The 12,601-nt window shown below is 38.4% G+C and carries 10 protein-coding genes; 6 read left to right on the forward strand and 4 right to left on the reverse strand.

The features are described 5' to 3' along the window. Positions 1–31: 31 nt before the first annotated feature. A complete protein-coding gene (phaC, locus tag VB691_RS10425) occupies positions 32–1,129 on the reverse strand; it encodes a class III poly(R)-hydroxyalkanoic acid synthase subunit PhaC (RefSeq protein ID WP_323291425.1) in 1,098 nt (365 codons plus the stop codon). 130 nt (positions 1,130–1,259) lie between these two features. Next, positions 1,260–2,123, reverse strand: a complete 864-nt coding sequence (gene phaE, locus VB691_RS10430) for a class III poly(R)-hydroxyalkanoic acid synthase subunit PhaE (protein WP_323291426.1) — start codon at positions 2,121–2,123, stop codon at positions 1,260–1,262. A gap of 228 nt (positions 2,124–2,351) precedes the next feature. Here phaE and VB691_RS10435 point away from each other — a divergent pair, with 228 nt between their 5' ends. From VB691_RS10435 to VB691_RS10460, 6 genes are all read left to right on the forward strand, one after another. Beyond that, positions 2,352–3,437 (forward strand): patatin-like phospholipase family protein, encoded by a 1,086-nt coding sequence (locus VB691_RS10435; RefSeq protein ID WP_323291427.1) that lies wholly within the window; start codon positions 2,352–2,354, stop codon positions 3,435–3,437. A gap of 156 nt (positions 3,438–3,593) precedes the next feature. Then, positions 3,594–4,787 (forward strand): thiolase family protein, encoded by a 1,194-nt coding sequence (locus VB691_RS10440; RefSeq protein ID WP_323291428.1) that lies wholly within the window; start codon positions 3,594–3,596, stop codon positions 4,785–4,787. Positions 4,788–4,814: 27 nt separating this feature from the next. After that, positions 4,815–5,537, forward strand: a complete 723-nt coding sequence (gene phaB / locus VB691_RS10445; protein WP_323291429.1) for an acetoacetyl-CoA reductase PhaB — start codon at positions 4,815–4,817, stop codon at positions 5,535–5,537. Positions 5,538–5,626: 89 nt separating this feature from the next. Further along, positions 5,627–8,350, forward strand: coding sequence for a valine--tRNA ligase (locus VB691_RS10450; RefSeq protein ID WP_323291430.1), 2,724 nt, complete (start codon positions 5,627–5,629; stop codon positions 8,348–8,350). 35 nt (positions 8,351–8,385) lie between these two features. Continuing rightward, complete coding sequence (locus tag VB691_RS10455) at positions 8,386–8,832, forward strand: hypothetical protein (RefSeq protein ID WP_323291431.1); 447 nt, start codon at positions 8,386–8,388, stop codon at positions 8,830–8,832. A gap of 265 nt (positions 8,833–9,097) precedes the next feature. Next, positions 9,098–9,307 (forward strand): hypothetical protein, encoded by a 210-nt coding sequence (locus tag VB691_RS10460; protein WP_323291432.1) that lies wholly within the window; start codon positions 9,098–9,100, stop codon positions 9,305–9,307. 44 nt (positions 9,308–9,351) lie between these two features. Here VB691_RS10460 and VB691_RS10465 read toward each other — a convergent pair whose 3' ends face one another. Both VB691_RS10465 and VB691_RS10470 read right to left on the reverse strand, forming a co-directional pair. Continuing rightward, on the reverse strand, positions 9,352–10,695 hold the full coding sequence (locus VB691_RS10465) for a protein kinase domain-containing protein (protein WP_323291433.1): 1,344 nt from the start codon (positions 10,693–10,695) through the stop codon (positions 9,352–9,354). 61 nt (positions 10,696–10,756) lie between these two features. Next, the gene (locus VB691_RS10470) at positions 10,757–12,496 is read right to left on the reverse strand and encodes a serine/threonine-protein kinase (RefSeq protein WP_323291434.1); all 1,740 of its coding nucleotides are present in this window, start codon (positions 12,494–12,496) and stop codon (positions 10,757–10,759) included. Between the last annotated feature and the right edge of the window lie 105 nt (positions 12,497–12,601).

A 12,601-nucleotide genomic window follows, 5' to 3' on the forward strand; every position in this document is an offset into this window, starting at 1 on the left:
CTTAGCGAAGCAATCCGTTCGCAATGACCTATTAAGAACGTATTTTCAGCCATTCTGCAATCACGGGAGGTAGGTGTTGTTGTACTTTGCTACTAACATACATACCGATGTGTCCGACGGGGAAAGAATGCACTGTATAGTCTTTTGTACCAATATACTTTTCTAAGGCTAAGGAAGACGCAGGGGGGACTAAATGATCCTTTTCGGCATACAGATTAAGTACAGGTAATTGAATATCACCTAAATTTATCTGATTATCTCCAATTATTACTTCACCTTTAATTAACTTATTTTCCTGATAGAAATCCTTAAGAAACTGTCGGTAGGTTTCCCCCGCAAGATCAGGACTATCAAAGATCCACTTTTCCATACGCAGAAAGTTAATCAGCTTGTCTTCGTCATCCATGATGTCTATAAAATCTATATATTTCTGAATCCCTAGCTGCCAAGGTTTTAGCCTCACAAACTCGAAGTTGAGATACTCGCCGGGGATATTACCTAAAGCATCCACCATTAGATCAACATTGAAAGCTTCTGCCCTCAGAGTGCAGCCCCCCTGCATATTCAAAAGTGTATTTGAGAGTTTAAAATCGACTGGGGCAATCATTACAATTAGGTTTTTAACCTTTTCTTGATAGATAGCACTGTAGCAGAGAGTAAATATTCCACCCTGACAAATTCCTAGCAGATTAATTTTGTCTAAATTATGCTTTGTTCTGATGAAATCAACACAGTTATTAAGATAGCCATTAATATAGTCATCTAGAGTCAGCCAACGGTCAGCCCTGGTAGGATAGCCCCAATCAATTAGATAAATATCCAAACCCAATTTCAGTAAATTAGCAACTAATGAGCGATTTTCTTGTAAATCAACGATCAGAGGACGATTGATCAAGGCATAAACCATCAGGACAGGAATGCTCAATGGCTGTTCTACTACTGGCTTAAAGCGGTATAAAACAACTTTGTCCTCACGATAGACCACCTCTTTAGGTGTTACCCCAATTTCGAGGTCTTCTTCCCGTAGGTGACTCAAATTTGGGGAACCTTTGGCCATTTTTTTTGCGATTTCAGTATACTTTTCGACGGCTTCCTCAAAAGGCATTGGCATCATTAGAAACGGCAGCATGGTTTTATATTTCCTTGTGGTAAATGTTTATTGTTCAGGACTTAGGCAAAGCCTGTATACATAGTGTTTTATTGTAGGGGCAATTCATGAATTGCCCCTACAGTTTGGTAAGTCCTATTGTTATTCAAATTCAATCAGATGTCTGAGTTGGTATTTCTTCTGAATCTTGCGAAATTGTTTGCGCCTGAGCTTCATATTTAGCTAAAGTTTTTTTGAGGTTCTTAACTTCTTTTCGCAACTCGTAGATACTTTTATGAACTTCATCCACTTCGCTGCGTATGGGCATATTCATCATTTTCATCCATACTTCCATTAACTCTTGCTGACAGAGTTTATGCTGATTCATGGCATTCAAAAATTTGCCCCGAACCTTGAGATTGTCTTCTGAGCAAAATGCTTTTTCAAATACTTTATCAGCAGTGCGACACCACAGTTGTTGAAACTGTTGCCAGTCTTTAACTTTTTCCCCCGTTTCTGCCAAGGAGATCATCTCTTGCATTAGTTCTTCAAAAGATTGCAGTTGAATCTCAGTTAAAACTATCTGATAATTAATGCTCGTCGGATAGAGTTTCTCCCAAGCATCAAATGCTTTCATTAATTTTTGGTTAAAGCTGCGACTCTGGCCCCACAAGGGAATCTGAGTCAAACTGCCCAAGGTTTTCTCATACATTAAGTTCCAGTAGAGGTTGTTTAGCTCAATCCAAGGTTGACTAGCACTCATTTTCTCAGGCTTACCGAGTGATTCGATAGATGCCCCTAACCCATCTACCCAAAGTTGGTTAAACTTCTGCATCTCTTGAATATAGATCTGCCATAATTCTGCTGGATCTTGACTATTTTTGAGCGTTCCCATTAATAATTCTTCAACCTGATGGCGTAGCTTCTCGGTGTACTCAACCTGATGTCGTAGCTTTTGCGTGTAGTTATTTAAGGATTCTTGCCAGTCTTCTCCAGATTCAAATTTGGGAAAGAAATCCTGCCAGGCATTTTCCATTTTTTGTTCCTTTATTGAGAATTTCATATTAACGCTTCAAGAATACAATAGCGCGAACTTCATAATTAGGGAAAATGTTAACACCAAGTTATTAAAGGTCAGGTAGTTTACGACAAGAATAATTTAATGTAATCTTAAACATCCATGTATATAGTGGCTTAGTATTATTCATTGGCAAATAAATTCGGACTCAACTATAATCTGTAGCAGTAATTTTGAGGAGTGTTCATGAAAACTAAAATTGCGATCGCTTGTCAGGGAGGCGGTAGCCATGCTGCTTTCACAGCAGGGGCCCTTCAAACCCTTTTTGAGAATAATATTCAAGACAAGTTTGAGATTGTGAGTTTAAGTGGAACATCAGGAGGAGCTTTGTGTGCGGCTTTAAGCTGGTACGCCCTCAAAAAAGGCGAGAATCCGGCGGCGGGGCGATTACTTGATTTCTGGAAGGATAATACTGCCCAAACTTATCAAGAACGTCTGTTTAATAGTTTTGCCATTAACACCCTAGAATTTACCAGCAAAGGAATACTTCCACAGTTTAGTACCAGTCCCGCCTCCCAAAAATTTAAGAAATTGATGTCTTTTACCACACAAACATTAGGTTTGAGGAGTGGATTTACCAATTTTCAGGAATTGCTAGAAGCTCACATCGATTTCCAAGAAGTCGCCTCTTGGGGAGTACAACCAAGCTCTCCTGTTCTTCTTTTGGGTGCGAGTAATGTTCTCACCGGAAAATTGTGGATGTTTAACTCATCTCATGAACCGATTAAAGTTGAGCATATTCTGGCATCCTGTGCGATTCCCAATATTTTTCCAGCCGTTGAAATTGGTGAAGACGCTTATTGGGACGGCATATTTTCAGATAATCCCCCCATCACTGAATTGACCAGTCCCTACTTTGTTGGTTTGGAAAATCTTCCCCAAGAAATTTGGGTAATTAAGTTGAACCCAACACGCAGAGATACGATTCCAGTTTCACCTGATGATATTTTAGATAGACGTAATGAACTTGAAGGGAATGTTTCTTTATTCCAAAGTTTGCAAAGCGTTGAGAGACTTAATGATCTCTTATTAAGAGGAGCATTTAAAGACGAGTTTTTACACGAGATGGGTGTTCAACACCCTATCAAAATCCCCAAATCTTTTGTTGAAAAAGAAGACAAACCTTACTATATTCCTTTTCTAGAAATGTCCGAGGACTTACAAAAAAGCCTCAACTATGAAAGTAAACTTGATCGCAGTCCCGAAAGCATTAATCGACTGATTGAAGATGGGAAAAAACAAGCGAAAACATTTCTAGAAACAAGATTATAGAGAGATTAAAAAATGGATAATTGATAATTACATCTCTCTTGAAAGGAGAGGATTGAGAAAAAATTTTTTTCTTTTTTCCCCCTATTAATTATCAATTATCAATTATTAATTATCAATTATCAAGTTCCATCAAATTTGCAAAATAAGAGTGAGAATATGCAACAAGTCTACATTGTTTCATCAGTACGCACGCCCTTGGGTCGATTCGGCGGAGTTCTGGCCGATTTTTCCCCAGTGGATTTAGGCGCAATATCTATGCGGGCCGCGCTACAACGGGCTGGAGTATCTGGGGACTTGGTAGACTTGTACATTTTCGGTAACGTACTCCGTTCTGGTCATGGACAGTTATTGCCTCGTCAAGCCGCGTTTAAGGCGGGTATTCCAGACACAGCCAACGGATATGCAGTGGATATGGTGTGTTCGTCAGGAATGATGAGTGTCATGAACGGTGCTATGGCGATCGCGGCTGGTGAGGCTGACATCGTACTTGCGGGTGGCATGGAATCCATGTCCCAAAGCGGATTATTACTATCCCATCGAGTTAGATGGGGAACTAAATTACTGCTAAATTCGTCCGAGCAAATTATTGATCTCTTAGTGTCTGATGGTCTTAGCGATCCCACCACATCGGAAAAGATGGGAGATCAGGCTGAAAAGTTGGCAGAAACTTATGGCGTAACCAGAGAAGAACTCGATGAAGTATCTGTATATTCTCATGAGCGGGCCACAAGTGCGACTCAGCAAGGTTTATTAAAGCACGAAATCGTACCGATTGAGGTCAAGGGCAAAAAAGGTGTGCAACTGGTAGAAGAAGATGAAGGAATTCGTCCAGATACCACTAAGGAGAAACTGGCCCAACTCAAACCTGCTTTCAAAGCAGATGGAATATTCACGGCGGGTAATAGTAGTCAGATATCAGATGGGGCCGCTGCTCTGGTTTTAGCAAGTCAAAGGGCAGTAGAAGAACACGGACTCAAGCCGATTGCTCGCATCATGAAAGGAACCTTAGCGGGCGGGGAAACGTGGCGGTTTCCAGAAGTTCCCATTTATGCTGTCAAGAAGCTTTTAGAGAAGTTAGACATGAAAATCACCGATTTTGACTTATTCGAGAACAATGAGGCTTTCGCGTTGAGTAATATCTTGTTTAACCGATTTTTGGGGGTTCCTTACGATAAACTGAATGTCCATGGAGGGGCGATCTCTTTGGGACATCCCATAGGTGCTTCAGGGGCGCGTATTATTGTGACACTGCTTAATGCTTTGGAGCAAAGAGATGGACATCTAGGATTGGCAGCAGTCTGTCATGGCACTGGTGGTGGCACAGCGATCGCCATCGAGCGATTAAAGTAAAAGAACAGTTAACATCTACTTGACGATATGCAATATTTAGGATTAGAAAACAAAGTCGTCTTAGTGACTGGCGGCAATCGAGGCATTGGAGCAGCAATTGTTAGTCTATTAAAGGAGTTGGGAAGTCAGGTCGCTTACACTTATCGTAGCGATCGCAATTTGGACGAGGATTCTCTGGCCATTCAAGCCGATGTGACTGATTCGACAGCAATGGCACAAGCAGTGGAAGAAGTCGAACAGAAATTAGGGCCGATTTACGGAGTTGTCGCTAACGCGGGAATCACGCGAGACAACTTTTTTCCCAAATTAACCATCAATGACTGGGATGCGGTCATAGAAACTAACTTAAAGGGAATATACAATACACTAAGCCCCGTGATTCCAAAGATGTATGAGCGACGAGAGGGTTCAGTTGTCTGTATCAGTTCTATTTCGGGTGAGAGAGGAAACATTGGTCAGACAAATTACGCAGCCGCTAAAGCGGGTGTCATTGGTCTGACGAAATCTCTCGCGTTAGAGGCGGCCCGGTATGGAGTACGGGCTAATGCTGTGGCACCAGGATTTATTGAGACGCAGATGACTAACGCTATGCCAGATAAAGTGAAAGAGAAAATCATTGCGGAGATTCCGTTCCGTCGCTTCGGTAAACCCCATGAGGTTGCTTGGGCGGTCGCTTTTTTGCTTTCACCAGTCGCTAGTAGCTTCGTCACTGGCACTGTTCTCCAAGTTAACGGGGGTCATAACACTTAGGGGTTGAAATCTAAGTTATACCTTTTAATCCCGATGGTCTGGCATAATTTGAATAAGGATAACGACAGACACCCCTATTTTAATCGTCTATGACTGCAACTATACCCGAATTACCAACCCAATACGACCCTAAAACCACTGAGGCCAAATGGCAAGAAGCTTGGGAAACTCATCAAGTCTTCAAAGCAGACAGCAGCAAGCAAGGGAAAACCTTTTGCATTGTTATCCCTCCCCCCAACGTCACGGGAAGCTTGCACATGGGCCATGCCTTTGAAGATTGTCTCATGGATGTGTTGGTGCGGTATCATCGTATGAATGGCTACAATACCCTGTGTCTCCCTGGAACTGACCATGCGAGTATAGCGGTTCATACAATTCTTGATAGGCAGTTAAAAGCAGAAGGCAAAACCCGTTATGATATTGGACGGGAAAAATTCTTAGAAAAAGCTTGGCAATGGAAGGAAGAATCTGGCGGTACAATCGTTAATCAGTTAAAGCGGATGGGTTTATCTGCTGATTGGTCAAGGGAACGTTTTACTCTTGATGAAGGGTTATCAAAAGCGGTTAGAACTGCCTTTGTAAAACTCTATGAAGCAGGGTTAATTTATCGGGGCAATTATTTAGTAAACTGGTGTCCCGCTTCTTTATCTGCCGTATCAGATTTAGAAGTTGAAAGTAAAGAAGTTGATGGATATTTATGGCATTTTCGTTATCCTTTAACCGATGGTAGCGGTTATGTAGAAGTGGCAACCACAAGACCGGAAACCATGTTAGGAGATACGGGAGTAGCTGTTAATCCTAATGATAAACGCTATCAAAAATTAATCGGTAAAACTGTAACTTTGCCCATTGTGGGGCGAGAAATTCCTATCTTTGGAGATGAATTAGTTGATCTTGAATTTGGGACAGGTTGTGTGAAAGTTACGCCGGCCCATGACCCCAATGATTTTGAGATGGGAAACCGTCATAATTTGCCGTTTATTAATATTATGAATAAGGACGGCACTTTAAACGAAAATGCGGGAATTTTTGCCGGACAAGATCGGTATGTAGCGAGAAAAAATATGGTTAAAAAGTTAGAAGAAGATGGCTTTTTAATTAAGATTGAAGAATACCGTCATGCGGTTCCCTATAGTGACAGGGGAAAGGTTCCAGTTGAACCGTTATTATCAACTCAATGGTTTGTAAAAATTGACCCCCTTTCACAAAAAGCCTTAAAGTTTCTTGATGAACAAAATTCACCTCGGTTTGTACCGGAAAGGTGGACAAAAGTTTATCGAGATTGGTTAATTAAATTAAAAGATTGGTGTATTTCTCGTCAATTATGGTGGGGTCATCAAATTCCTGCTTGGTATGTTATCAGTGAAACTAATAACGCAATTACCGATCATACGCCTTTTATTGTGGCGGATAATGAAACAGAAGCCTTAGAAAAAGCTCAACAAAAATACGGCAAAAATGTTAAATTAGAACAAGATCCCGATGTCTTAGATACTTGGTTTTCTTCTGGTTTATGGCCTTTTTCAACTTTAGGATGGCCCGAAAATACAGAAGATTTTAAAACTTATTATCCTACCAGTACCCTAGTAACAGGATTTGATATTATCTTCTTTTGGGTAGCCAGAATGACCATGATGGCCGGATATTTCACCGACCAAATGCCCTTTCAAGATGTCTATATTCATGGACTGGTACGGGATGAAAACGGCAAAAAAATGTCTAAATCTTCCAATAACGGTATTGATCCTTTAATATTAGTGGCCAAGTATGGAACCGATGCCTTACGTTATACTTTAATTAGAGAAGTAGCCGGGGCCGGTCAAGATATTAGCTTACAATATGACCGCAAAACTGATGAATCAGAATCCGTTGAAGCTTCCCGAAACTTCGCCAATAAACTCTGGAATGCGGCCCGATTTGTGATGATGAATTTGAAAGGAGAAACCCCCCAAAGTTTGGGAACTCCTGATATAGATAAATTAGAATTATGCGATCGCTGGCTACTTTCCCGTTATTATCAAGTAGTAAAAGAAACCAGGGATTACATTGAATCTTATGGCTTAGGAGAAGCCTCTAAAGGGCTTTATGAGTTCATCTGGGGGGATTTGTGCGACTGGTATATTGAACTGGTAAAAACCCGTTTATGGCAAGATATTCCCTCCCGTTTGGTGGCTCAACAAACCTTGGCATTAGTGTTAGATGGTACGCTCAAGTTACTCCATCCCTTCATGCCCCATATTACCGAAGAAATTTGGCAAACCCTCACTCAAAGTAAGGAGCAATTTTTAGCCCGACAACCCTATCCTGTGGTAGATGAAACCTTGATTAACCCAGAGTTAGAGGAATCATTCACCCTGTTATTTGAAACCATTCGCACCCTGCGTAACCTGCGGGCCGAAGCGGATATCAAACCAGGAGCCAAGGTTTCCGTAATATTACAGAGTGAAAGTGACCAAGAAAGGTCTATTCTAGAATCGTGTCAAACTTACATTAAAGACATTGGGAAAGTGGAAAAATTGACCATTACACCCCAATTAACACAAGAGACGGAACAAGTGATTGCTGGAGTCGTCGGAACCATACAGGCGTTAATTCATCTGTCGGGTGTCGTTGACATTGCCAGTCTTCGTGCCAAATTAGAGAAGAGTTTAAGTAAAATTGAAGCTGAAGCTAAAGCTCTCACGGGTCGCCTAAACAACTCTGGTTTTGTTAATAAAGCCCCCCAAGAGGTTGTTCAAGGGGCAAGAGATGCTCTTGCTGAAGCTGAAAAACAAGCTGAAATCTTACGAGAACGTCTCAAAAGTCTGGAATAGTAAGAACAAAGCCACCCCTGAAACCCTAATCCGCTATGCTGTACCTGGCCCAAGTGAAACAGAATAAGACTTCAGGCGAGATGGAACTTCAGTTACTGGCACGCCAACAGTCTCAATACCTCTGGGATGTGATTGACTCAGAGGTTATCTCCTATGAACCTTCCCTACCGTTAGGTGATGGGGCCTTAGTGTTGGTTGAGTTAGGAGATAATCAACAAGTTGTTAAGGTTGAAGCAGCGCAAAATTGGGTGATTCACCTGGTTGAAACCTATTTAAGTAATGAGGTGATGAACCCTGAATGGGTGGAACAAGAACAGGAAAAAGTTGAACAATGGCGACAGGAAATCACTGCTAAAAGTTTAGATTTAACCCGTCGCCAATTAGAATTAGAAACCCAAAAAGAACATATTCAAGAATTAGAAGCAAAGTTAAAGGAAGAAAAAGAAGCTTTAGAAATTCTTCGGCAAAAGTTGGAAGAATGAGAGGAAAAACTGGTTAATGATAATGAGAGTGATAATTAGTGTGGGGTGGGTTAGGTGGCGATAGCTATGCTGCTAATTTATTCATTAATTATCCACCGTAACCCACCACATTAGGGGCAATTCATTAATTGCCCCTACATAAGTCATATGATTTAGTTAAAGAGAGAAAAAACCAAAAATGTCTCTAAAATGTTTCCTGATTTAGAATACTTTAAATACCAAATATGTTATAGTCAAAACATAAAGGATTTTAGAGGCAAGTTTCATGTGGTGGCGTTCTTCTCGATTAGATCGCATTGAACAGAATATGGAACAGATACAGCAAAGCATTCAGCAACTTTCTGAAATTAGTATTGCAACAAATCGCCGCATTGATCGCTTTGTTGAAGAAATGCGAGAAAGTCATAGGGAACAGATAGATCGAACTGAACAACTTCAACGGGCAGTGGAGTATTTGCTGAGTAAAGATAGCTAAATGGTTGATAAAATATTTTTTGATTTAGAAAACTTTAAATAAAATTAATCCTTGTATTCTTTTGTTCCCTTGGCACAAGTAAAATCAATTCTTTGATTACCTGTCATCATAATAGGTGATGTTGTCATCATAGGTTGTGGAATATCTTCGATTTTAGTCACAGGAGAAGTCGTAATACAGAGAGTTGTAGTATATTGTCTCATTTGAGGATTAAAAGAAACCGCAGTTACTGCCCCTGGAGTCCATTGATTAGGTTTGTTAGGAATACCATAAGTTATCATTGTATAAGGGTTTATTTTGTCTATTTTATATGTGAAGTTACGATCAGATGGAAGTGCCATCTGTTCTGTAGTTTGAGGCATTTCTCCCTTCTCTAATAAATAAACTTGTTGACTGCGTATGATGCTTTTCATTAGTATTGGAAGGTGATATAACACATTTCGAGGAACTGCATATTTTTGATAAGTAAAATATAAGATTACTGAGGAAATTCCAGTAGAAAACAATAAAATAGCACTGATAATTATTTTTTTAGAAAAAGGACTAAGACTTTCTTTCGTTTGAGGAAGTTTAGTCTGAGAAATTAGGTATAATTGTTCATAAGCTTGGCGAGATAATTGAATACGTTTTTCCGGTGCGGGATTAATTAATTGTTCTAACCAAGTCACTAAATTAGGATTTAATTCTATTTCATAACTAAACTGTAAACGATTATTATGTAATAGTTCTGATGGAGATTTTCCTGTTAGTAATTGAATCAAAGTTGCTCCTAATGCGTATAAATCTGAGGCAGGAATTGCTTGTCCCCATAATTGTTCTGGTGGTGCATAACCATTTGATCCAACAATAGTAAAAGTTGCTCCTTCTTGACGAGTTTTATCTTGAACTGCGCCAAAATCTACTAAATAAATATGACCATCTTCACCTAAAATTAAGTTACTGGGTTTAATATCTCGGTGGATAATAGGAGGGTTTAATTCATGCAAATAGATTAAAATATCTAGGATTTCTAAAGCAATACGAAAAACCTGTTTATCGGTCATTTTATGATGTTTATCCAGCCATTGTTTTAAGGAAATTCCAGGAATATAATCTTGTACTGTAACCAACCAAGTTAAGTCAGATTCTTGTTGTTTATCTAGGGTAAAATAATCTCGATAATTGGGTATTTTTGGATGATCTAAATTTTTGAGAACTTGAGCTTCTCTTTCAAATAATTTAATCGCTTCCCAGGTAACATTGGGATTAATAGCTAATAGTTTAATGATAACTTCTTCTGTCGGTGATGTTTCTAAATCAATTGCTTTCCAGGTTTGACGGCCTGCATATTGACTCAGTTTTTCTTGTAATTGATATCGTTGGTTAAGAATAGTATCAAGGGTTAACATAATTAGAATAAGTTAGGTTGATCAAGGTTAAAATTTAACAGTAACACAGTCTTCTAGACTGTCAAGATTCAGAGGTTTTTGTGATAGAGTTGCTGATAGTCTCTAGACGATTTTTGAGATAATGGTTTAACCATAATTTTTCTTGATACGAAATGTCTAAATAATAACTTTCTTTCTTTTTTGATTGCTTTTCTTGAATAATTAAATTATCGAACTTATCAATATAAAATAAAGTCAGTTTAGAAAGATGATAAGATTTTGTTTTTGACAAACTTATCAAACTTTTTTTGAGTCTAATTAATTGATAATCACTATATATATTAATTTCATAATTCGTAAATGTACCAATTTTTATAAATCCCAAACTATTGATATTATGAAGCAATTGAAAAAGTATATTATTGAAACTTTTTGCATATAGTTTAATGAATTTGCTCAAAATTCTAAATTCTATTTTCAACCAAGCTAAACCAACCAAAGAAAACTCGAAATAAATCAATACAAAAACAAATATTACCCAAAAACTGCGTAGAAATAATAGGGAAATTACTGTCAAAATTTGCGGTATATAAGTATACTTATACTTTAAATCTTTAATTTTTGAAGATACCTTATCGCCTAAAAAATAGATAAGAAGACAACCTGGAGCGAGAACTATGTGCATGATTAAATTGAATTTAATTAGTTGAGAAATAGCCAATAATAGATTGCCAAATGGTTGTACATAATCTTTAATTAATCCAGGAGTCTTAAACATAATTAAAATAATAATAATTAGGCTTAAGAGCAAAATAGCTAATAAAATAAGACCTGATAATTTTATAAAATTAAAGCCAATTGTTAGTAATTGCTGACCCCAATTGGTTTTATTAAAATATACTGTCAATAGTTTTCCTGGAATTGATAAAATAGATTGATGAGAAGATTCTTGTAATTGTATCTTACTCGCCAAGGGTAAAGCAATAAATTCTAAACTATCTTTAGGAAAACGCTTATTATTCAGAGAAATTAATGCTTCTTTTGCTGTTTTAAATCTACTGTTTAAATCAGGGTTAATTAAACGCTCGATCCACTTAACAAAAAATGCTTCAATACTCAAGCGATCGCTGAATTGAATTCTTAAATTATCTTGGGGTAAATTAATAGGAGAAACCCCTGTTAATAAGTGAATTAAAGTTGCACCTAACCCATATAAATCAGAAGCAGGAACCGCTTTTCCCCATAATTGTTCTAGAGGTGCATAACCTGTTGTTCCCACTACAGTAAAGGTAACACCTTCCACAGCAGCAGCATTTTGAACGGCTCCAAAATCCACTAAATAAACTTGCTCATCTTCTGTTAAAATTAAATTACTGGGTTTAATATCTCTGTGTAAAATTGGTGGTTCAAAGTTATGTAAATATTGCAGAATTTCTAAAACTTGAATAGCAATATTTTTAACATTTTCTTCTGTAAAGTGTTTTCCTTCTTCTAATAATTGCTGTAAGGTTTTCCCTGGAATATAATCTTGAACTAACCCAAACCAACAAAGACTTTCTCCTGCTTTCTTTTCTATGGTAAAATAATCTTGATACCTGGGAATTTTGGGATGATTTAACTGTTTTAAGACATCCCCTTCCCGTTCAAATAATTTATAATCATCCCAGTGCATTTCCGAATGAAACGCTAACAGTTTGACAATAACCGATTGATTGGGGGATGTTATAATATCACTGGCTAACCAGGTTTGACGGCCCGCATTATTGGCCAAACATTGGGTGAGTTGATAGCGATCGCAAAGGATTTGTTGAGATTGTAACATAGGGATTAGATACCCTGAGTCTTAGGGTTACGTTTATTATGCCCAATTTCACCCTTAAACTAACACACTCCCACCTTATTGTTGCTTTTACCAATGTATTAAACT

The sequence above is a fragment of the Crocosphaera sp. XPORK-15E genome, from assembly GCF_034931425.1.
In the GTDB taxonomy this organism is placed as follows: Bacteria; Cyanobacteriota; Cyanobacteriia; order Cyanobacteriales; family Microcystaceae; genus UHCC-0190.